Origin of the sequence: Synechococcus sp. F70.1 (assembly GCF_047502745.1) — a bacterium.
Taxonomy (GTDB): Bacteria; Cyanobacteriota; Cyanobacteriia; order Thermostichales; family Thermostichaceae; genus Thermostichus.
Genome location: NZ_JANSJL010000043.1, coordinates 91,446 through 112,545 on the forward strand (window position 1 = coordinate 91,446; position 21,100 = coordinate 112,545).

Here is a 21,100-nt window from a genome sequence, read left to right on the forward strand (position 1 = left end):
AGCCTAACTGGAGGAAGGCAACGTCAGGATCTCCACGCCGGTTTCAGTGACAGCAACAGTATGCTCAAACTGGGCAGAAAGCTTGCCGTCTGCCGTCACCACTGTCCACCCGTCGGAGAGCACCCTCACCTCCCAAGTGCCCTCGTTGATCATTGGCTCAATGGTAAACACCATGCCCGGGCGGAGCTTTTCCCCCTTTCCTCGCTCGCCGTAGTGAGGGATCTGGGGGGCGGTGTGGAACTGCCGTCCCACCCCGTGGCCGACAAAGTCCCGCACCACGCTGTAGCCCTGGGACTCGGCGTACTCCTGGATGGCTGCTCCAATGTCCCCCACGCGGCCCCCGGGTCTTACCGCAGCAATGCCCCGCCGCAGGCATTCTTCGGCCACCTCCACCAGGCGCCGGGCTCGCTCGGAGGGCTTGCCCACAAAGAAGGTTTTGGAGGCATCGCCGTGGTAGCCATCCAAAACGGGAGTGACGTCGATATTAATAATGTCCCCTTCGCGCAGGATTTGCTTGGGGCTAGGAATGCCGTGGCAGACAACGTGGTTGACACTGGTGCAGATGGACTTGGGAAAGCCGTGGTAGCCCAGTGGGGCGCTTCTAGCACCCTGGGCCCGCGTCCAGCGCTCGGCCTCGTCGTTGAGCTCTTGCGTGGTTACTCCCGGCTGCACCATCGGCTCCAGGTGCTTGAGCAAATCCGCCGCCAGGCGGCAGGCCCGCCGCATCTTCTCCAGCTCCCGCGGCGAGAGCAATACAATTGGCTGTGCAGCTTGGGCAAGCTGGCTCATGCCTGTCTGGAGGGCAGATCCCAACTGTTGCCTCCAGCGCTGAGAGCGGCGGCCCAGGTTGGTTAACAGCGACCGCATATCTTCCATCGTCAAACCCTTCCCTTCTCTAACACTCCCTCAATTCCTAGGCTGGGACAGGCAGGGATCTCTGCCTGACTTAGCATTTTGGCCGCCTTCTAGCCCCTCACAGACTCTGCCCCCATCGGCTTATTCTCCGCCGCTGGCGGATCCGGCGTACCAGCCACAGCCCAAGAAAATAGCTGGCCAAAGCTCCCCAAAACCCAACAAAGGTGCAGCCAACAAAAAGCGTGCCCGACACCTCCAGGCCCCACTGCATCCAGTTTTGGGGTGCCGCCAGTTCCGCAGGGGCAAAGGCCGTCGTGGATCCCAGTAGCCATTGCCCAACCCGGTAGTTAAACGCATAGATGGGCACATAGGTAAGAGGGTTGCTCACCCAGGTTCCTGCAGCCGCTACCAGCTTGTTGCCCCGCAGGGGAACTGCCAGCAGCAGGGCAGCTAGGGTTTGGAAGCCGAAGATGGGAAAACAACCGGCAAAGACCCCTGCCGCCAGGCCCCGGGCAATTTCTTCGGGAGAAGATTGCATCCGCAGCAGGCGCAAATACAGGTAGCGCAACCAGCGCCTCCAGCCCGCCTCTTGGCGGGGCAAAGTCAGCCTAGGGGGAGATTCCAGATAGGGCATGGCGGATCCCCCTGAACTGGCAAACCAAAAAGGGGGGCTCATGGACAGTCACTGAGAAAAGGTGTTAAGCCCTGCAAATCCAGTGTATCTTTCCCAGTGCCCAAGACAAAAGGCTCTTGGAGAGTCTGCTAGCTGAGCTTGCTCACCAAAGCCAGGAGGAAGTTAAGGCTTAAGTAGGAAACCAGCGCCAACAAAAAGAGAAACAGGGCAAGGTTCAACGCAGCTCGCAGGGATCCCAAGTTAGGCTTTTCAGGCGGAGGGGTCATGTCAGCTTAAGGTGTAGGGGTTGGTGTAGCTGCTTGGGGGGAAGCTGAGGATCTTTTTTGTTGGAGGAGCTCTTGCAGGCGCACCCGCACTCGCTGATTTAGGATGGGATCCTCGTTGGCCAAGGTCATCAGCTCACGGTATTTGGCCACCGTCAGCCCCTGCTTCTCGACAATGCGGCTGGCCTGGGCCTCAGTACGCTGCATAATCTTCTCATACTCAGCTTCGCTTTGGGTTTCTCGCAGCTGGGCGCTAGCTTCGCGAATTAGAGGATCCAGCTCCAACAAAATGCGCGCCAACTGCTCCACCTGCGCGTCGGTGACCTGAGCTGCAGTCAAAGAGGGAGAAACCTGCGGGCTGGGAGCCGCTCCTCTAGCCGGGGTAGCTGTTGCAGTAGGACTGGGGATCGGGGTAGAGCCTTTGGATCCCTGGGCCCAAACGGTCAGGGCACCAAAGCTGAGTCCCAAACCCACTAGAAACGTCAATTTCCTCATGGCCAAAATTCCTTAGTAACTAAAGACAGCCCGAAACCCTACTGGCACAGTCCTGCCTGGAGACAGGGTAGCAGGAGGTTTGGTCTCTGCACTAAGGGTTTAGCGCAAGGCAGGAGACCTGGACTAGTATCTTGTATAAAGTAGGGGATTGGTTGTAGAATCGTGAGGAAGTCCGCCAAGGATTACTCCTTTCGGCGAAGCTAGGTTTGCCGGTCCACAGTCAGCTGCTCCCCTTCTGACCTGGGGAGTTGCCCATAGTGGGGCTTGGCTATTTGCTCTGCTGGGGTTGTTCTTTGCATTGAGGTGAGGCTTAATTTTGGGAGGAGCCTTCCTCTTAGGGCTCTTGGGCAGCAATGAAGGTAGGTTGCTGTACAGGACTTCTTAGTGCAAGCTTTTTGCTTCTGCAAAAGATGACGACAAAAAACGGCGAGGACTATTGATTTTCTTAAGCAATCTTGATATATTCTTTGCGACTGTTTCGTAATCCTTCTGTGGGAGGCTTACATTGGTCAGGAAAAGAAAGCGTAAGAGCCGCCGCCGCTTGGAAGGGCGCAAAATTTTAGATCTTGTTCCTCAATATAAGCTAGACAGTGGTGAAGAAAAGTCTGTTACTGCGGCTCGAAGGTACATTCAGGAAAACTCTATTCAGCCGCCAGCGCTTATCTTGGTTCGACGAAATGAACATACCATTGACCGCTTCTTTTGGGCAGAGAAAGGACTATTTGGTGCCCAGTACGTTGAAGAAAATCACTTTCTTTTTCCCAGCTTGCGCTCTCTCTTAGCAAAAGTTGCAGCGGAGAAACCAGAGAGGAAGTCTTCTAAAGCTCTAGCCGCTGCCCCTCAGTAGCCTCTCTAGAAGCTGAGATCCCCCTTTTGGGGGGTTTGTTTTTCAGATCCCTTCTGTTCCTGGCCTGGCAAGCTCTCAAGGTTCTGCAGCGTTAACCTTTTTTGCGGCAGGGCAGCCAAGTGTTTTCTTGATTGAGCTAGCAGTAGACCTTTGCCCAACTAACTTTGAAGATCTGGGCGGCTACAGTGGGGCTGCTCGGCAGAGCTGACAACCTTGAGCTGGAGCGCCGTCTCATTGTGAGAATAGGAGCTAGAGGGCTAGTCTCGCCTCTCACCTAAAAGCCAATCCTGGGATGGTAAAGTCAGAACACGGGAACCCGGAGGAGGGACAAAGGCATGAAAGCCATGATCCTGGCAGCCGGCAAGGGAACGCGGGTACGGCCCATTACCTACATGATGCCGAAGCCGATGATTCCCATTTTGCACAAGCCTGTCATGGAGTTTTTGGTGGAGCTGCTGCGGGAACATGGCTTTGACCAGATCATGATCAACACTAGCCACCTCGCCCACCAAATTGAGGACTACTTCCGGGATGGCCAGCAGTGGGGGGTACACATTGGCTTTTCCTTCGAGGGCCATTTTGAGAACGGCCAGCCGGTGGCCGAGCCCCTGGGATCTGCTGGCGGTATGCGCAAGATCCAGGATTTCTCCGGCTTTTTCGACAGCACCTTCGTGGTGCTCTGCGGCGATGCCTTGATTGACCTCAACCTGACCGAGGTGGTCAACTTCCACAAGTCTAAGGGGGCGCTGGCCACGGTAGTGCTGCGGGAGGTGGATCCCAGCCAGGTCTCCAGCTATGGGGTGGTGGTTACTGATGAAACGGGTCGGGTTACGGCTTTCCAGGAAAAGCCAAGGCGAGAAGAGGCCCTTAGCAACACCATCAACACGGGCATCTATGTTTTTGAGCCAGAGGTGTTTGACTATATTCCCCCTGGCCGTCCCTACGACATTGGCGGCGATCTCTTCCCTACTTTGGTCAAAGTCGGCGCTCCCTTCTACGGCGTCAAGGCTGACTTCCAATGGGTGGACATTGGCCGTACCCACGATTACTGGCTGGCTGTGCAAAAGGTGCTGCGCGGGGAGATCAAGGGCGTCAAGGTACCGGGGATCCAGATTCGGCCCGGCGTCTGGACAGGGATCAACATCCGTGCCAACTGGGATCGCATCCACATCGAGCCGCCAGTCTACATCGGGGCCAGCACCTACCTGGCAGACGGGGTAAAGCTCATCGGCCCCACGGCCATTGGCTACGGCTGTGTCTTAAACGAGGGGTGTACGCTGGATGCCAGCCTCATCTTCAACTACACCCAAATTGCTGCAGGGGTAACCCTGCGCCACCAGATGGTGATGGGCCGCTACTGCATTTCCTCCGATGGCAATGCCATCGACACGGAGGAGTCCAATCTTACCTGGCTCATTGGAGATGCTCGCAGCCATGGCAACGGCAAGTCTCAACCCCGCTAGCGCCCTCTACCTCTACGGGATCGTCGCTGCCCCTGGCCCGCGCCACCTGAATGTAGTCGGCTTGGACAAGCAGCCGGTGCGGGTTCACGTGCTCGGATCCCTGGCCTTCCTCTATTCCCAAACCTGCCAGGAGCGTTACCTGGCTAGCCGGGCCAACCTGCTGGCTCATGAGGCCGTTTTGGAAAGCGTCATGAATGAGGGCCATCGCACCCTACTGCCACTGCAGTTTGGCCTAGTAGTGAGCAGTTGGGATCAGGTGGAGCAGGATCTGGTCAAGCCACGCCTGGCCGAGCTCTTGGCCTTGCTGCAGCGCCTAGAGGGCAAGCGGGAGGTGGGGGTAAAAGTCTTCTGGGATCCCGAGCGAGAGCTCCAGTTGGGGTTAGAAGAAAACCCCGCCCTGAAAGCCCGCCGCGACGAGCTGGCTGGCACTCCGCTGGGACTGGAGGCCGTCGTGGAAATGGGACGGGCTTTGGAGCAACTTTTGGAGCAGCGACGCCAGCATATTGCCCACACCTTCACGGCTGCCCTTGCTCCCCTTGCCAGCGATTGTGTGGAAGGAAAGCTGCTTACCGAGAACATGGCCTACAACAGCGCTTTTCTCATTAACTGGGAAGATGAGCCGGCTTTTGCCCAAAAAGTGGAGGAGCTGGATCAAGCTTTTCAGGGACGGCTGCGCATCCGCTACAACAATTTCACTGCTCCCTACCATTTCGTCAAGCTTTGACCGGCTTGTATTCCTCCCCAGGATTGATAACATGGGCTTGCAACTTAGGGCGGAGCCATTTCAGGCCAGATTCATATCGGCATCTGGGGAAGGCTATTCAACATCGTTGCCCAGAGTGATCACTCCCAAGGAGTCTTTCGATGGCCGCAGTAACCGAAGCCAAAAAAGAAGTCCAACAGGAAAAAAAGATTTGGGCTGATGAGGAACTCATGGCGCTGCCTAAAGATGGGCACCGCTATGAGGTTGTCAATGGAAAACTGGTAGACATGGGAAGTGCAGGGGCACTGCATGGAAATCTTACTATCACTCTAAGTTCAGCTCTTTTTGCAGTTGTCAAGGACAAGAAGCTAGGCGCTCTGTTCGATTCCAGCACCGCTTTCAGGATGAAGAGTGGAAATCTGCGATCGCCCGATATTTCCTTCTTTGCCAGGGAACGCTTACAAGGGATGGCCGAGCTGCCCACTGGCTTTTTGGAAGGGGCTCCGGATCTGGCCGTTGAAGTGCTATCTCCTAGCAACACCGTAGAGGAAATCGAGGGGAAAATTGCCGACTATTTCGAGAACGGTGCCCGCTTGGTCTGGGTCATCAGCCCAACTCAGCGCTACGTGTTGGTCTATCGCTCTGCTCACGAGCCAGATCGCCTGCTAAAGTCCGCAGATACCCTCGATGGGGAGGAGGTGATCCCTGGCTTCCAGTTGCCGCTTGCCGAGCTCTTCCAGAAGCTGCCTTTCTAGCCTGCCCTTAGATTGTCCCAAAATTAAGAGGTGGCGATGGCCACCCCAAGAAAAAGACTTTCCCAGCCAATGTCAAACCAGCGCCGGCACCCGCGCGCCAGCCAGAGTCTCCTTGAGCGCCCGCACCTGGGCCACCATGGCTACCTCGTCCTGGAGGCGGCTGACAGCTTTGCCCACCCCCACCGCCGAGGCCCCAGCAGCGATGGCTAGAGGTACCGTTACCGTCGAGAGGCCGGAGGCGCAGATGACCGGCACGGAAACTACTCGGCTAATCTCATAGGTGGCAGCTAGGGTGGGGGCAGCTTTCTCAATGAGGCCCAGGGATCCGCTATGGCGCGGCTTAGCGCTGGTGCTGCCCTCGGTTTGGATGAAGTCAGCCCCCAGGTCTTCCAGTTTCTCCGCCAGCTCCGCCTGCTGATCCAAAGGCAGCGTGTGGGGAACGGTTACCGATAGGAGGGTGCGCGGCAGGAGGGAGCGGGTTTGGCGAGTGAGCTCCAAAACCTCTTCTGCGGAGAAGACGCGGCCTGAGGGGTAAAAGCTGTCGTAGTTGCCAATTTCGGCCATGTCAGCCCCTGCTTGCACCGCAACAGCCAACTGCTGCGGATTCACTGCCGACACGCAGATGGGCAGATCTACTTGAGCCCGCACCGCCTGCACCAACTCGGGACTGGCAGCAATATCTACCCAGGTGGCCCCTCCCTGCTGGGCAGCACGGGCAATTTTCAGCACGGACTCCAGGTCAAAGTTCTGCAGGCCGCTGATGATCTTGAGGGCACGGCGCTGGGCAAGAGCGTTAAAAAGAGCAGCTTGAGAGGCAGGGGTCATAGAAGTGTCAGGTCAGCTTATTCAACGAGACAGAATGGAGAGGGAAAGCCAAGGGGCCGCTGTTTAGCCGCGGCAATACCAGTGTAGGGGTTTTGCCTCCATCTCACAAGGGATCTTTCCCTTCAATACAATAGGAATCCCTTCTTGTACTTTTGCTATGTATCGCTCCCCCCTGCCTTTTCTGGGCCTGACCGAGTCGGATCCAGAGGTAGCCCATGCCATTCTCTTGCCTGTCCCCTACGAGGCCACCACCTCCTACGGAAAAGGCACCGCCAAGGGCCCCCAAGCGCTCCTAGAGGCTTCGGCCTACGTGGAGATCTACGACGAGGTGAGGGACTGCCAGCCGGCCCTCCGCCCCGACTGCCGCGAAGAGATCTCCCGCTACTGGACGGCGCCGCCGGTAGAGTTCGAGGGGCTGGATACCCACGAGCTGGCCATGGCCGAAATTCAGCGCCGCGCTGCCGAGTGGGTTAGGCCGGGGCGGTTTTTGCTCTCCATTGGCGGCGAGCACTCCATCACTGGCCCCTTGATTGCTGCCCACTTGGTGCATTACCCCGAGCTGCACGTGCTGCAGATCGACGCCCACTGCGACCTTAGAGATAGCTACGAGGGATCCCGCTACTCCCACGCCTCGGCCATGGCTCGGGTAGTCGAGCAAGTGGGCAGCCGCCTTACCCAGGTGGGGATCCGTTCTATCTGCGCCGAAGACCGCCAGGCCATCCGCAAGTACCGCCTGCACACCTTCTTTGCCCACAGCTTGCACAGCAAGCCAGCTCAGGAGTGGATCCCAGAGGTGATTGCCACGCTGGGAGCCCAGGTTTACCTGACGGTGGATGTAGACGGCCTCGATCCCGCGGTCGTGCCGGCCACCGGCACCCCTGAGCCCGGTGGGCTGAGCTGGTGGGAAACCGTGGAGCTGATCCGGGCGCTGGGGCAGCAGCGGCAGATTGTCGGCGCCGACGTGGTGGAGCTGGCCGTTACCGGGGAGCGGGAAACCGATCGCCGCAGCGCTTTTACCGTCGCCAAGCTGGCCTATCAGATCCTAGCCGCCGCTTTGGGTTAAGCTCCCCTAAAGACTGGACGCTCGGTGTTGCCAGCTTCCTAATGCCCCCAGCCATGTCCTCGCCTTCTTTGCCGCCGCCCCTAGTTGACGAGGAGCTCATCCACAGCCGCATTCAGGCTGTCCGAGCCCAGATCCCAGAGCAGGTGGAGATCATGGCGGTGAGCAAGGGCTACAGCGTCAACCACATCCGCGCCGCCTATCGAGCCGGGATCCGCCACTTCGGCGAGAGTCGGGTGCAAGAGGCAGCCGTCAAACAGGCGCAGCTGCAGGATTTGACCGACATTGTCTGGCACCTGATTGGACACCTCCAGACCAATAAAGTAAAGCCAGCCCTCAAGCAATTTGCCTGGATTGACAGCGTCGACAGCCTGCGCCTGGCCAAGCTGATTGACCAAAAAGCGGGGGAGCTCCACCTCACCCCCAAGCTTTGCCTGCAAGTGAAATTGGCACCGGATCCCAACAAATTCGGCTGGCTTGTCCCCGACCTGCTGCAGAGCCTGCCTCAGCTCAATCAGCTGCTGCAGGTGGAAATTGTGGGCCTGATGACCATTCTGCCGCTCGGCCTTAGCTCAGAGGCCGCCTTGGAACTGTTTCGTAAACTAGCTGAGCTTGCTGAGTCCATTCGGCAAAGCGGCTACGAGCGCCTGCAGCTACGCACCCTCTCGATGGGGATGTCTGACGACTACCTGCTGGCAGTGGCGGCAGGCTCCAACTTGATTCGGCTGGGACGCGCTCTGTTTGCCAATGCCGAGCGTCGGTAGATGCAAACTTTATGAAGCCCTTGAGTTGTGATTAAATTTTTCTGAAGCTGTGCCCCTCCAGGATTGCTCTGCAGGGCTCTTTGGAGGGGGAGGCCTGCGTTACTTGGCTGGCGTTGGCAGCTTCTTGCCCAAAGGCCTCCTCAGTCTCTTGAAAGAGAATATGAAGGACGTTTCCTAGCTTGGGCCTCTGCCCAAGATCGCGGGTCTAAACGCCGAGCTTGCTGTAGATGTAGGGTAGGTAGTGAGGATGCAAGGGATGAATGTCAGTGGAATCTGGAGCAGGGTAAAGGACTTTGTGGGCTTAAATGATCCCGCGGATAACCTGGAGGAGTACTCTGAATCGGAGATGGAGGGGCAGGACGACTACCAACTTCTCTACGAAAGACACCGTTCTGCATCGGCCACCTCTAGTGAGGAGGAGGTAGAGCACCCCTGGCGGGGACGGCGGCAGCGCTCAGTAGAAGCTGGCGAAGGGCCTGTCCATCGGGAAGAGTCGCGTGGCCATCGGCGCAGTCAGCCTCCTCGGGAGCGCTCAGGAGGGAGTGGTATGGGGAGCAAGGTGATTGGATTGCCTGGCGTCAGCCAGCCGACCAATGAAGTAGTGGTGCTGGAGCCGCGCAGCTTTGATGAAATGGCCCAGGTTATCCAATACCTGCGCGAGCGCAAAACGGTGATCATGAACTTAAGCCTGATGGATCCCGCCGAGGCGCAGCGTTCGGTGGACTTTGTTGCCGGCGGCACCTACGCTATTGACGGCCATCAGGAGCGTATTGGGGAGAATATTTTTTTATTCACCCCCAGCACCGTCACCATCTCCACCCCCAGTAGCCAAGTTATGCAGCCGCTGCAGCGCCCTTTGCAAGGCCCTACCCCTCTCTGGCCCAGCGGCTATGAGCACCTGCAGGCGGTAGGCCAGCAGTAGCTGCGATGGAGCAACCGCTGCTGAGTGTCATTGGGGGCGGAGCTATGGGATCTGCCCTGCTGCGCCGTTGGGTGGCGGCAGGGGTTTATTCTCCAAAGCAGATGGCGCTGCGGGAGGTCGATAAGGACAGGGCCACCGCTCTCCAGCAAGAGCTTGGCATTCGTCTATTGGCCGATCCCTCGGAGGCGGGGGAGGCCGAGATTTTATTTTTGGCCGTCAAGCCCCAGGTCTTTCCGCAGGTAGTGGCAGAGATAGGGCAGCCGGCGGCCACAGAGTTGGTCATTTCTATCATGGCCGGGATCCCTTTGCAGCAGTTGCAGCAGGCTTTTCCCCGGCAAAAGGTGGTGCGCACCATGCCCAACACACCGGCACTGGTGGGGGCAGGGATCACGGCTATCTGCTACGGGCCAGGGGTGACGCCTCAGCAAAGGGATCTGGTGGAAAGGTTGTTTCGGGCTGTAGGCCAGGTGGTGACGGTGCCGGAGAGCCAGATGGATGCGGTAACCGCCCTGTCAGGATCGGGGCCAGGGTATTTGGCAGTGATCCTGGAAGCGCTCATCGACGGCGGCGTAGGGGTGGGCCTACCGCGCCCCATCGCCACCCAACTGGCGGTGCAGACCCTGGCAGGCACTGCTGCCCTCCTGCAGCAGGAGCAGCTGCACCCCGCCCTGCTCAAAGACCAGGTCACTAGCCCCGGCGGCACCACCATTGCCGGCCTCCAAGTCCTGGAACAGGCAGGGGTGCGAGGGGCCCTAATGCAGGCGGTGCGGGCGGCCTACGAGCGCTCCCGTCAGCTCCAGGGATCCTAGCGCCTGCCACAGCGGGCGGGTCATCCAGCTCCACCCCACCCTGAGCTGGTGCTCTAGAGTGGGCAGGCGGAAGAGGTAGGCAACTCGCCGCGCTAGGTAGCCCAGGGGGCCGGTTAGGGTAAGGCCGCCCAAGGCCGAGACTACTGCCGTATCCGCCCCTAGGCTGAGCATCTCCCCCAGCGAAAAGTAGCGAAACGGCAACAGCGGCCGCTCCTGGGTGAGCAGAGCCCACAGGTTCCAAGCGCAGTAGCCCGCTTCTTGGAAAGCTGCCTGGGCAGTTGCAGGTACGGGCTGTCCTGTGGCATCCACCACCGCTGCTCCGTCGCCCAGGGCAAATACTTCGGGAAAGGTGGGCGTTTGGAGAGTGGGCAGGACCTGCAGGCGGCCCCGCTCGTTCTTGGGCAAATCCAAGTTAGCAATGGCCGCCGCTGGTTGGGTGCCGACTGTCCAAAGCACAGCATCGACCAAGTCAACAGCCATCTCCTGAGTTGCCAGGCGCTGCCGCTGCAGACGAAAGGGAGGAGCGCCGTTTTCTCCCGTAGCCTCGATCCCAAGTACCTTGGTCTGCAGCTCCACCTGCACCCGCCGTTGGGCCAGCGCCGCCTGGGCTGCCTTCCGGCTTGAGGGAGCAAAACCCGGCAAAATCTGGGATCCCACCTCAATAAGACGGATCTGGCCGCGCGATCCCAGCCGGTCAGCCAATTTGCAGGCTAGCTCTACGCCGCTGGCCCCTGCCCCCACAATAGCTAGGTAAATGGCCTGAGCCGGATCCCGCGCTTCTAGGGCCTGCAAGTGGGCCCGCAGCCGTTGGGCATCGGCTAGGGTGCGGAAGGGAAAGGCAAACTCCGCTGCTCCCGGCACGCCCTGCAGGGGAGTTTCCCCTCCCAGCGCCAGCACCAGGGCGTCGTACTCCAAGGTCTGCCCCTCTGCCAGGAAGACGCAGCGGTCTTGGAGGTCAACCGACTGCACCGCGCCGCGGCGAAACGCTACCCCTTCCGGCAGCAGATCCTGGAAACGGGGGGCCACCTCCCACTCCTCCATCTCGCCGGTGAGCAACTCGTAGAGCAAAGGAGCAAAAACAAAGCGCTCCTGACGATCCACCAGGGTAATCTGCGGCGGCTCCGGCCAAGGCCGGCGGATGAGCTCCAGGGCTGTATACAGCCCGCCAAAGCCGCCCCCAAGGATGCAAATGCGACGCATGCTTTGAGGGTTGAAGGTAACATTAGCTTAACAAACCGACCGGGATCCAGCCTCAGGGCTCTGCGTTGTGCAGGGGAACAGCCGCTTTTGGCGGAAAGACCGTTGCCGCATTGACTCTGCGGGGTAGGATGCTGTCCAAAAAGCTAAGGATGCCCCAAACCAGGCCGACGCTGGCCACCCAAAAGAGCCACAGCCCACCTGCCCAAGGAGGTGGCAGATCCAGAGCCACTCCCCCAATGAGCGGCCCAACGGCAAAGCCTGCTGCCCAGCAGAGGGAGTTGATCGATAGATAAACCCCCCGCAGATGCTCTGGGGCCAAATCTGCCACCAGCGCCGAAGCTGAGGGGTTGTAGCTCGCCAAGGCCAAGGAGAGCACCGCCAAGGCCAAGGCCGCCATCCCTATAGCCGGCATCGCTCCCAACTGTGCTGCTGGGCCGCTGAGCCAAACCAACCCAAATCCCAGGCCCCACATCAGGGCGGATCCCTGTAAACCCTGGATGCGGGTGAGGCGGTTCAGCCAGCGGGCCACCGGTATCTGCAGCAGGGCAACGATGGCCCCGTGCAGGGCAAACAACGGGCCAATCTGCACCTCAGGGATCCCAGCTCCCTTGCGCAAGTAAAGGGGCAAGCTGCTGCTGAGTTGGGCAATGTAGGTGGTGAAGAAAATGTTGGCCAGGGCGAACACCCATAGGGGGCGATCCCGCAGGGCAACTTTCCAGCCTGCCAACAGAGGCTCTGCCGCCGGCTGAGCTACTCGAGTTTCCTGAACGCAAAGCCAGAGTAGGGCTAGAAAGGCCAAGTACGTGAGGCCGTCGATAACAAACAGGAGGCGGTAGTTCTTCGTCAGAGCTACCAGGACGCTGGCCATGGCGGCGCCAAGGCTCAGGCCCAAGTTATCCCCCAGGCGGTTTAGGGCATAGGCTTCGTTGCGCTGCTCGCGCGTGGTTAGATCCGCTACCACTGCCTCCACCGGCGGCCAATAGAGGCCCTGCCCGAACCCTGCCGCCAGGTTGGCCAGGGCAAAGCTCCAGAAGCCATGGGAAAGGGCAAAGCCAAAGGAGCCCAGAGCGGAAATGGCCAGCGAGAGGATCAAAGTGGAGCGGCGGCCCCAAGCTCCGTCTGCCATGGATCCCCCGAGAAGGCGGCCAAGCACGCCAGCAAAGGCCATCATGCCTAGACCCAAACCTACCTGAGTGGCCGTCAGCCCTACCTGATTGACGAAAAAGAGGGTAGTGTAGAACAGAGTAAAACCGGTTCCGGTTTGGGAAATCAGCCGACCGATAAAGATCAGCCAGACCTGAAAACCGAGCTGTGGCCACCAGTAAGGGATCCGCATAGGGGAGGCAACGGGAGACAGGTTACCTAGCCTAGGGGATCCCAGTCGCTGACGCCAGAATCCAGTGCAGCAGGCAGGAGCAGCCGCGCCAGCCGGCACAGCCGGTAGTCGAGCTGAGCCAGGTTATTTTCCATTGCCTTCGTCACCACCAAACACCTGCTTTCCCAAACTGGCTGGCAGCCCTCTCTCGACCTAAACCCCGCCGGCTCGCTTTTTCTTTTGGTCGGCCCACCCATCGGCACCGAGACAGACCTTGGGGGCCAGGGCTTGGAGGGCTGGCTGCAACAAACTGTAGCAAAAATTAAACAAGCATTGAGAACCAAGACCCGCCGGCCAGCAAGGCGGCTTGCCAACCCCTAGCATCCGTGGGCCAGCAGGAGAGGATCCAACTGGCTGTTACCTGACAGCCACTGGCGACTTGGCTGCCACAGCGCGCTCTTCCTCTTCTTCCTCAGGAGGAACAGCCACAAACTCGATGTGGTTGAGCAATGTTGTCACGAAGGCAAAGAGCAGAAAAGGCAGGGAGATGACCAAGATCAACGCGATGGTGAGGAAGGCGTAGAGAGGGCTATTCATCAGAGAGAGGGCGGCGCCCAGGCCAGCAAAAATCACGATTAGCCAAACAATGATCTGGCCGTAGATATCCCCAAAGGAGAGGGTACAGATAAAGCGGTAGCGGGTGTGGGTGTTCATGGCAATTCCTCGGGATAGCCTGGCTAGCTTGATCCTGACCGGAAACCAAGCCTTAGCCTCACGGGTGGATATGAGTATCTTGAGATTTTAGACGAGAGAAGGGGAGACGCCTCTCTTTCCTAAGAAATGTCTCAAGAATCGGCTGAGCAAGCCGGATCCTCCGTCTTCCCGAAGACAGGATGCTATCGTCGAGATCGCAGACGCTTTCTGGTAGGCAGCAGCCATGTGTATTTGTATTCACTGCTACTACGTGGATCGCTGCACCACCTATCACGCCGTGGAAGCGCAGCACCAACAGCCCCACCTCACCCTGACGCCAGATTTTGAGCCGCAAGGGCCCCAGATCAACGTCAACATCCGCAACGGCGGCACTGAGATGGAGTGGGATGTGGTGGCCTGCCAGAGCTTTCGCGAGGAGCGGAACAAGTGGGCAAGGCTCCGCCCCCACGAGGTCGTTCCCACTTAAAATCTAGAGATGGCCTAGATGCCAAAAGGGTTCTCCGCGCCTGGGGGCTTGAGACTTAGGTCTGCTGCAGGCAAAAGCCTTAGTTCGTTTATTTCGAGAGATTGGGAAGACTACGATGCTAACTGCAAGCCCGACAGCACCACCAACGGATGCTCGTCAACGGGTAGGCCAGTTTATGCGGCATCTCCAGGACGAGATCTGTGCTCGTCTGGAAGCGCTGGACGGCAAAGCCAAGTTTCGGGAAGACAGCTGGGAACGCCCTGGAGGGGGAGGCGGTCGCTCGCGGGTCATCCAGCAAGGAGGCGTGTTCGAGCAAGGAGGGGTCAATTTTTCCGAGGTATTTGGCTCCCAGCTGCCCCCTTCGATTTTGAAACATCGCCCCGAGGCAGCGGGGCATCCCTTTTACGCCACTGGCACCTCCATGGTGTTGCATCCCCGCAACCCCTATGTGCCGACGGTTCACCTCAACTACCGCTATTTCGAGGCGGGGCCGGTTTGGTGGTTTGGCGGCGGCATGGATCTCACCCCCTACTACTTGTTTGAGGAGGATGCGGCTCATTTTCACCGCACCGCCAAAGCGGCCTGCGACCGTCTGGATCCGGTCTACTACCCAACTTTCAAGATCTGGTGCGACCGCTACTTCTTCTTGCCCCATCGGGGCGAGGCCCGCGGCGTTGGCGGCATTTTCTTTGACTATCAAGACGACCGGCCCGGGCTGCTCTACCGCCCTGAGGGTGAGGCAGAGGCGGATCCCGAACAGCTTGTGGCTGAGCCGCTGCCACTCCAGGCGCGGGTGGGATCCCGCAGTTGGGAGCATCTCTTTGAGCTGGTGCAAGCCTGTGCCGAGGCGTTCTTGCCTGCCTATGTGCCGATTGTGGAGCGGCGGCAGGGGATGGAATGGGGGGAACGGGAGCGACAGTTCCAACTCTACCGGCGCGGGCGCTATGTGGAGTTTAACCTCGTCTACGACCGGGGCACGGTCTTTGGTCTCCAGACCCAAGGTCGTACCGAGTCGATCCTGATGTCGTTGCCGCCATTGGTGCGCTGGGAATACGGCTACGAGCCGCCGCCCGATAGCTGGGAAGCCCAGCTCTACGAAGTGCTGCGCCAGCCTCGGGATTGGGCCTAGGCGGTACTGGTCTCAATTTTTGAGGATCGCGTTGTCTTCCCCTCTGCCCCTTGTCTACCGCTTTCAACCGCCCCGCCAGGCCGGGCCGGGATCTGCTCCTGTGTTGGTGATGCTGCACGGGATCGGCAGCCATGAGGGGGATCTCCTCGAGTTGGCCCCTTACTTGGATCCCCGCCTAGCGGTGATTAGCCTAAGGGCGCCGCTTCCCTGGGGAGCGGGTGGCTTTGCCTGGTTTGAAATGGCCTGGACGCCGGAAGGGCTGGTGGGGGATCCCGAGCAAGCCCGCCGCAGCCGGGAGCTTGTCAGCCACTTTCTGGAGCAGGTTCTGTCCCAGGGGATGGCCGACATTTCTCTGGATCCGGCCCGGGTCTATTTGCTGGGGTTTAGCCAGGGGGCGATCATGAGCCTATATCTGGCTCTAACCCGGCCGGAGAAGCTGGCTGGCGTAGTGGCCATAAGCGGTCGCCTTTCACCGGAGATCCTAGCCGAGGCGGTGGAGCCAGCCCGGATGCAACACTTGAGCGTCCTCGTGGTTCACGGCACCGCCGATACCGTTTTGCCTGTGGCTTTTGGCCGCCAGATCCGCGACTACTTTGCCTTGCTGCCCCTGCGCTTGACCTATCGGGAGTACGAAATGGGCCACGAGGTTTCCCCAGAAAGTTTGCGGGATATCCAAGGGTGGTTGCAAAGTCAGCTGGACAAAAACGGTGGCCCTCCTTGGAGTTGAACCCTGGGCAAGGGCTGGGAGCTGTTGAGATCCCCTACAATAGCGGCAAAGTTTCTGCCCCCTGAGGCTCTCAGTGAACGGCGGCCAGCCTCCCTACGACATCCTCATCCTCTCCAACGGCCCCGGCGAGCTGCTCACCTGGGTGCGGCCAGTTGTCCTAGAGTTGCGCCAGCAACTGCCCCAGGCGCGTCTTTCCCTGGTGCTCTCTCCTTGTCCGCACGCCTCTGGGCAAGAGGTGAAGATAGCAGAGGAATTTATCCAGGTCGATCGGGTTCAGGATCCCGATTTTTTTCTAGCTTTTTTGCTCACGGGTCAGACCGAAGAAGCCTGGGACTGGGCCAAGCGGGGGGTGGTGCTGTTTCTAGGAGGGGATCAGTTTTTTGCGCTCTGGATTGCCCGCCGTCTGCGCTACCGTCTGGTGGTGTATGCGGAGCGTCGGCCTCGCTGGCGACCCTGGGTAGACGTTTTTGCGGTGCGGACGGAGGAGATCAAACGCCGCTACGACGGGGGACGCCTCTTGGGCCACCGCTGGGCTGCCAAGATGCAGGTGGTCGGGGATCTGATGGCCGATGGAGTGGCCAGTGCTGTCTACTTGCCGGGGATCCCTCTTCCCGGCTGGCTCAGCAGCCGCTTTCTCCCCCCGCCGGCTTCTAGCGCTGCTCCTGAAGCGACAGCAGGCTTTTCCACCCTCCTCCAGCCCCTCCCCGATCCCATCGAGGAGCCGGAATCGGGGCAAACGGCACCGGAAAGGGTGGAACCCCCCTCTGCCGACGAAGCCTTGCTGCCGCGTGGCTGGCAACGTCTTGGCGACCGCAACCGCACCCACTACCAGGTGGGGCTGCTCCCCGGCTCCAAGCCGGCCAAGCTCTCCCTGGGAGTGCCGCTGGTGCTGGCGGTGGCCGATGAGCTGCGCCAGTTGTTGCCCAACGTCCGCTTCGTGATCCCCGTGGCTCCTGGCCAGACCCCTCAGTCGCTGGCGGCTTACGCCCATCCCAGGCTCAACCCCGATATGGCCGTCATCTACGGCACCTCCGCCACCCTGGAGCAAACCAACCTGGGATCCCACTTCGTCACTCCCTTTGGCACCACGGTACAACTGTGGACTCGTTTCCCCGCCTATTCTGTGCTAGCCAATTGCGACCTCTGCCTGACTACAGTTGGAGCCAACACCGCTGAACTGGCCTATCTGGGGGTGCCCATGGTGGTGGCGATCCCCACCAACAAGCTGGAGGCGATGCGCGCCTGGGACGGGATCCCTGGCCTGTTGGCCCGCTTGCCTGGCCTGGGCACTTGGATAGCCCGCCTCATCAACACAATTGCCCTGCGGTGGCTGGGTTACCTGGCTTGGCCAAATATCTGGGCAGGACGGGAGGTGGTGCCGGAGCTGCGAGGCCATTTGCGACCAGCCCAGGTAGCCGAACAGGTGCGGGCCCTGTTGACCGATCCCGAACGACGCCAGCAGATGCAGAGGGAATTGCAACAGCTGGGGGGCAGACCAGGTGCGGCCCAGGCCATCGTGCAACTCGTGGCCCAGCAGTTGAGCAAAAGCTAAATGAGGCGACCGAGGCGCTCCCGCAGCTCGGCAGCGGCCTGCTCTAGATGCTCGGGAGTATAGCCGGTGGTCTCTACCCGAACGGCAAGATGGGTGTCCTGGCTCTCGTGCAGATGGATCCACAGAATGTGGCGGCCATCTTCGGTTTTGCGGTTGGCGGCTTTGACGCCGTTTTTGGGGGCAGCGTAGGCGTTTGGGTCGTAGCGAACCAAATCCACCCAGGGAAGGTCGCGCAGGAGCTTTTCCACCTTGGCCCAGCTGCGAGGGCGGTGGTGGCTACTCTCGCTTCGCAATTGGATGACCTCGGCGCGATCGCGGCCAGAATCTGGCAAGCTTGTCCGCGGGATCCGAGGCTGGACTGGCGGTTGCAGATGGGGCAGATACACCAAAGACTTGTATTGCTCGTGGATGTAGCAGACTGGGATACCCAGTTGGCTGCCCACCACGGCCATAACCATGGCCTGGGCTTTGAACCCCCCAGTGGCGGCGAAGGTGACGAGCCCTTTAGCGCTCTCCGCCAACTGTTTCAGCAGCTCGGCCATCCGTTCCAAGGAGGATTCCTCCAGCTCGTAGTTGATGCCGGGGAGAGGCAAGAGGGAAACCCCTTGTTGGCCCAGGGCTTCCTCAAAAAAGAGCTTCAAAATCTGGGCACACTCTTGGCCTTCAGGAGTTTCTGAGTAAAGCAAAATCAAGGCATCCTGGGGGGTGGGGTCCAGCCGGTAGTAGGTGTTGGTTTCGGCGCTGATCAGTTCCAGGTCTGTCTTTCTCATCCAGGCTAAGGCCCGCTCTGGATCCCCAATGGTTTTTTGCCCTAGCCACGGCCGCGGCGGCTGTAGGTTTTTGTCCGGGTTGGTGAGCAAAGAGGTGCCCACGGTCATGATGATGGTCTGCATGGGTTCCCCGCAAATGAAGCCCAAAGCTATAGCTCTTAGCGCCGGCGGGAGTAGGGACGAGGATAGGGCTGGCGCATTTGCCGAGCCAGGTACACCTGAAAGGTCTGCGCCACTGCACCCGCCCGCCGCAGAGGGATCTCGGCCACCGGTTCAATGTGTTCAAAATAGTTGCCGTAGGTGGCTGGGATCCCTGCTTTTGGCTGGAACAGCGTGGAGGTGACTAGCAGTCCGTCTTTTCCCAGCCAGTCTTCCGGCTGAGACCAAAAGGCAAAGCCCCGCAGATCTTCATCTAGGCAGGTGAGGGGCTTCTCCGTCAGCGGTGCCAAGGCCATGCCGATCTGCCCGCTCAGGAAGTAGGTATTGGTGAAGATGAAGTCTACTGCCTCCAGGGCCTGAGTCAGGCGGGGATCCGTCTGAAACTGGCGGCGCAACTGCTCAATTTCAATGAGTTGGGTGGAGGGATCCCGTTCCACTGGCCACAGGCCCAAGCCGCCGGGCGCCTGCAGCAACCCGTAGCGCACATGGGCTAGCCCCACCCCCACCAACAGACCCACCGCCACCGCCGTCCCCGCCAAGAGCCGCTTTGCTCCTGGCCATCCTTCCCAGCGGGATCCCAAGAGCAAGCTCAGCACCCAAAACCCCGGCATCGGCCAGGTGGGGAGGATGGGCCGGTAGCCCCCCATCAAGGTAAAAGCCAGCACTAGCGGCAGCCCACAGGCCAGGATTAAAAGGTGCCTCAGCTCCTGATCCGCGAGGCGTCTTCTCTGGAAGAGAGCTAGCCCCAGCCGCCCGCCCTCAGCCAAGCTCAGCCCCAGCAGAGGGATCCCCAAGGTTGGGAAAAGATAAAAAACTTCCTGCAGCACCGTCAGAGCCAGATCCTGCAGGCGGTAGCCTGTCTCCGGCACCGCTCGCCCCCCTTGGAAGCGAAAGGAGATCCAATCCTGCTGGGCGTTCCAGATCAACACTGGGCTAAAGGCTGCCAAGAACCCCAGCGCCGCCAAGAGCGCCCAGCCGGATCTAAAGGCACAGCGGTGGGCTGGGCTGAGCAGGCAAAAGAGCACCAGGCCAAACCCCAACGCCAGGCCGTGGTATTTGCCCAGAGAGGCCAGCCCCACCAACAGCCCAATCAGCGCCAGGCGCGGTCCCGGTCGGTAGCGAGCCGACCCGTAGACCCCCGGTTTGGGAGACGGAAAAAACTCCTGGGCAGCCACCCACAGCGTTGCCGCCGTAAACAACGTCAGCGGGCTGTCCGGCAGGGTTAGCACCCCAAACCCAATCCAGAAAATGGGTGCGATGCTAACGGTTGCCAGGCTAATCAGCCCCGCCTGCACTGAAAAGAGCCGCGCTCCGGTGAGGTAAAGCAACAGAGAAGAGCCGGTGTAGGCCAATAGGGATCCCAGTCGGATGGAAAAAGCCGACACCTGCCCTGTCAAAACAGGCCCCAAACCCGTTGTCCAGGCCACCAGCGGCGGATGGTCAAAATAGCTCCAGTCCAGATGACGAGTGTAGAGGTAGTAGTAGGCTTCGTCAAAGCCCGGTGGCAGCAGAGCTGCGACCAGACAGCGCAAAAGCAGGCTCAACCCCAGAATCCACAGAACAGCCCGCGGCAGCACAGGGGATCGCTTTGAGCGCGTGGACAGATGCCATTGTCTCAGCTTTGGCAAATCTTGCCTCCCCCACTTTCCCCAAAAACCAAGGGGGGTCTAGTCTAGGCCTAAGGCGTTGTCTCTGGCAACCTTACTGGACACCTCAAAAGCTGGGCCAATTGTTCTGCTTCCGCCCTTGCCTTGCTATCGTCAGTACCAAAACTCAGGTACAACAAAGGTTCTCCTGATTGCAACTGCACCTCCACCGAAAAAAGGTATCGCCATCAGAGTCTGTTGTGCTCTCAACCACAACTTGCTGCACGTCTCTGAAGGAGTAAGTTTTCCTCCTCCTTATCCCAAAGGGAGTGAGGTACTCCTCCGAGATCTGGTCTAGGGAGCGGTCAAAGGTCAGCCGGCATCTCGGCAGCGCAACTGTTCGCAATAGACCTAAAAGAAATAACATTCCTGGGAGAAAAAGCACAATCAGAAGTACAGACAAACTTCCTAAGTTGAGAGTATTGCCGTCCACCAATAGCTGACTCCCTGCACTCACCTGAAACGATTGGATCTTTGTTGCCAATTGTCGGGCTTCGCTCTCGCTGGCGGTTGACCAGGCTTCCTTTTCTCCTGCAGAAGTTATGAGAGTGACGTAGTAATAGGTTCTCTTGTCTCCCTCAAAGTCTATTTGAACTTCAGTTTTGGTTCTGGCCCCTCTTACGTTATAATTAAGACCTGACCCATTTTGGTAAGAGTAGTGGCTGGAAGACCACTTCGCAGTTGACCATATCCTGATCAAGGCGATAGCAAGTGAAGCTGCGATCTACCAGAAAACGCCAAGTCAGGGAACAAAGACACAGCACCAAAAAGAGAGCAAAGATAGCACTAACCGACAAAACTCCAAGCCCCCTTAGATAAACACGCTTGCTGGGGGTCTGCTCCACACACCTCATCCCCATAGGCTTACCTCCGTCGGGATCCCCAGGCTTTGCCCTCATTATTGCTTGCTGGCGTGATACTTGACCGTTTTCCGCAATACAGAGTTTTGCTCATTTTGAGAGCGGAGTTTGCTTTTTTATGCCCAAATTAGACTGAGATCCAGGACAAAGCCAGGGAGGAGAGGATC

General features: G+C 59.2%; 23 protein-coding genes. 12 read left to right on the forward strand and 11 right to left on the reverse strand.

The window, feature by feature from the left end; genetic code table 11:
- Positions 1–3: 3 nt before the first annotated feature.
- From map to NW860_RS04100, 4 genes are all read right to left on the reverse strand, one after another.
- Positions 4–789, reverse strand: a complete 786-nt coding sequence (gene map, locus NW860_RS04085) for a type I methionyl aminopeptidase (protein ID WP_414395566.1) — start codon at positions 787–789, stop codon at positions 4–6.
- Positions 790–973: 184 nt separating this feature from the next.
- Positions 974–1,531, reverse strand: coding sequence for a DUF2062 domain-containing protein (locus NW860_RS04090; RefSeq protein ID WP_414512556.1), 558 nt, complete (start codon positions 1,529–1,531; stop codon positions 974–976).
- An 86-nt stretch (positions 1,532–1,617) separates the two neighbouring features.
- Positions 1,618–1,755 (reverse strand): hypothetical protein, encoded by a 138-nt coding sequence (locus NW860_RS04095; RefSeq protein WP_414512558.1) that lies wholly within the window; start codon positions 1,753–1,755, stop codon positions 1,618–1,620.
- A gap of 6 nt (positions 1,756–1,761) precedes the next feature.
- The gene (locus NW860_RS04100) at positions 1,762–2,247 is read right to left on the reverse strand and encodes a DUF4168 domain-containing protein (RefSeq protein ID WP_414512560.1); all 486 of its coding nucleotides are present in this window, start codon (positions 2,245–2,247) and stop codon (positions 1,762–1,764) included.
- A gap of 505 nt (positions 2,248–2,752) precedes the next feature.
- Here NW860_RS04100 and NW860_RS04105 point away from each other — a divergent pair.
- From NW860_RS04105 to NW860_RS04120, 4 genes are all read left to right on the forward strand, one after another.
- Positions 2,753–3,094: a DUF3155 domain-containing protein gene (locus NW860_RS04105; protein ID WP_414395221.1), complete on the forward strand. Its 342-nt coding sequence runs from the start codon at positions 2,753–2,755 to the stop codon at positions 3,092–3,094.
- A 335-nt stretch (positions 3,095–3,429) separates the two neighbouring features.
- On the forward strand, positions 3,430–4,557 hold the full coding sequence (locus tag NW860_RS04110) for a sugar phosphate nucleotidyltransferase (protein ID WP_414395220.1): 1,128 nt from the start codon (positions 3,430–3,432) through the stop codon (positions 4,555–4,557).
- Positions 4,529–5,281: a GvpL/GvpF family gas vesicle protein gene (locus NW860_RS04115; RefSeq protein WP_414512563.1), complete on the forward strand. Its 753-nt coding sequence runs from the start codon at positions 4,529–4,531 to the stop codon at positions 5,279–5,281. The genes NW860_RS04110 and NW860_RS04115 overlap by 29 nt, the downstream gene beginning before the upstream one ends.
- A 209-nt stretch (positions 5,282–5,490) precedes the next feature.
- Positions 5,491–6,015: a Uma2 family endonuclease gene (locus NW860_RS04120; RefSeq protein WP_414512622.1), complete on the forward strand. Its 525-nt coding sequence runs from the start codon at positions 5,491–5,493 to the stop codon at positions 6,013–6,015.
- Between the two features lie 72 nt (positions 6,016–6,087).
- Here NW860_RS04120 and NW860_RS04125 read toward each other — a convergent pair whose 3' ends face one another.
- Complete coding sequence (locus NW860_RS04125) at positions 6,088–6,840, reverse strand: DUF561 domain-containing protein (RefSeq protein WP_414512565.1); 753 nt, start codon at positions 6,838–6,840, stop codon at positions 6,088–6,090.
- A 157-nt stretch (positions 6,841–6,997) separates the two neighbouring features.
- On the opposite strand from NW860_RS04125, the gene speB reads away from it, so the two are divergent.
- The 4 genes from speB (at position 6,998) to proC (ending at position 10,395) form a co-directional block, all read left to right on the forward strand.
- The gene (gene speB / locus NW860_RS04130; protein WP_414405758.1) at positions 6,998–7,903 is read left to right on the forward strand and encodes an agmatinase; all 906 of its coding nucleotides are present in this window, start codon (positions 6,998–7,000) and stop codon (positions 7,901–7,903) included.
- A gap of 53 nt (positions 7,904–7,956) precedes the next feature.
- Positions 7,957–8,664 carry a YggS family pyridoxal phosphate-dependent enzyme gene (locus tag NW860_RS04135; protein ID WP_414405757.1) on the forward strand — a complete coding sequence of 236 codons (708 nt, stop codon included), beginning with the start codon at positions 7,957–7,959 and terminating at the stop codon, positions 8,662–8,664.
- A 346-nt stretch (positions 8,665–9,010) separates the two neighbouring features.
- Positions 9,011–9,586 carry a cell division protein SepF gene (locus NW860_RS04140; protein ID WP_414395564.1) on the forward strand — a complete coding sequence of 192 codons (576 nt, stop codon included), beginning with the start codon at positions 9,011–9,013 and terminating at the stop codon, positions 9,584–9,586.
- Positions 9,587–9,591: 5 nt separating this feature from the next.
- The gene (proC, locus tag NW860_RS04145) at positions 9,592–10,395 is read left to right on the forward strand and encodes a pyrroline-5-carboxylate reductase (RefSeq protein ID WP_414411525.1); all 804 of its coding nucleotides are present in this window, start codon (positions 9,592–9,594) and stop codon (positions 10,393–10,395) included.
- Here proC and NW860_RS04150 read toward each other — a convergent pair.
- From NW860_RS04150 to NW860_RS04165, 4 genes are all read right to left on the reverse strand, one after another.
- Positions 10,339–11,595, reverse strand: coding sequence for an NAD(P)/FAD-dependent oxidoreductase (locus NW860_RS04150; RefSeq protein ID WP_414405755.1), 1,257 nt, complete (start codon positions 11,593–11,595; stop codon positions 10,339–10,341). The two genes, proC and NW860_RS04150, sit on opposite strands and share 57 nt — an antisense overlap.
- Positions 11,596–11,647: 52 nt before the next feature.
- Positions 11,648–12,931 (reverse strand): MDR family MFS transporter, encoded by a 1,284-nt coding sequence (locus NW860_RS04155; protein WP_414512569.1) that lies wholly within the window; start codon positions 12,929–12,931, stop codon positions 11,648–11,650.
- A gap of 26 nt (positions 12,932–12,957) precedes the next feature.
- Positions 12,958–13,083: a hypothetical protein gene (locus tag NW860_RS04160; RefSeq protein WP_414512571.1), complete on the reverse strand. Its 126-nt coding sequence runs from the start codon at positions 13,081–13,083 to the stop codon at positions 12,958–12,960.
- 244 nt (positions 13,084–13,327) lie between these two features.
- Entirely contained in the window at positions 13,328–13,624 is a 297-nt protein-coding gene (locus NW860_RS04165) for a hypothetical protein (protein ID WP_414395562.1), read from the reverse strand.
- A gap of 223 nt (positions 13,625–13,847) precedes the next feature.
- Here NW860_RS04165 and NW860_RS04170 point away from each other — a divergent pair, with 223 nt between their 5' ends.
- From NW860_RS04170 to NW860_RS04185, 4 genes are all read left to right on the forward strand, one after another.
- Positions 13,848–14,090 (forward strand): Ycf34 family protein, encoded by a 243-nt coding sequence (locus NW860_RS04170; RefSeq protein ID WP_414395204.1) that lies wholly within the window; start codon positions 13,848–13,850, stop codon positions 14,088–14,090.
- A gap of 115 nt (positions 14,091–14,205) precedes the next feature.
- A complete protein-coding gene (gene hemF, locus NW860_RS04175; protein ID WP_414395202.1) occupies positions 14,206–15,219 on the forward strand; it encodes an oxygen-dependent coproporphyrinogen oxidase in 1,014 nt (337 codons plus the stop codon).
- Positions 15,220–15,250: 31 nt separating this feature from the next.
- The gene (locus tag NW860_RS04180; RefSeq protein WP_414512574.1) at positions 15,251–15,946 is read left to right on the forward strand and encodes an alpha/beta hydrolase; all 696 of its coding nucleotides are present in this window, start codon (positions 15,251–15,253) and stop codon (positions 15,944–15,946) included.
- Positions 15,947–16,019: 73 nt separating this feature from the next.
- Positions 16,020–17,498, forward strand: coding sequence for a hypothetical protein (locus NW860_RS04185; protein ID WP_414512576.1), 1,479 nt, complete (start codon positions 16,020–16,022; stop codon positions 17,496–17,498).
- Here the strand turns inward: NW860_RS04185 and NW860_RS04190 are convergent.
- The gene (locus tag NW860_RS04190; RefSeq protein ID WP_414512578.1) at positions 17,495–18,391 is read right to left on the reverse strand and encodes a putative CRISPR-associated protein; all 897 of its coding nucleotides are present in this window, start codon (positions 18,389–18,391) and stop codon (positions 17,495–17,497) included. The genes NW860_RS04185 and NW860_RS04190 overlap by 4 nt on opposite strands.
- A gap of 35 nt (positions 18,392–18,426) precedes the next feature.
- On the reverse strand, positions 18,427–19,959 hold the full coding sequence (locus NW860_RS04195; protein WP_414512580.1) for an ArnT family glycosyltransferase: 1,533 nt from the start codon (positions 19,957–19,959) through the stop codon (positions 18,427–18,429).
- Positions 19,960–21,100: the final 1,141 nt, after the last annotated feature.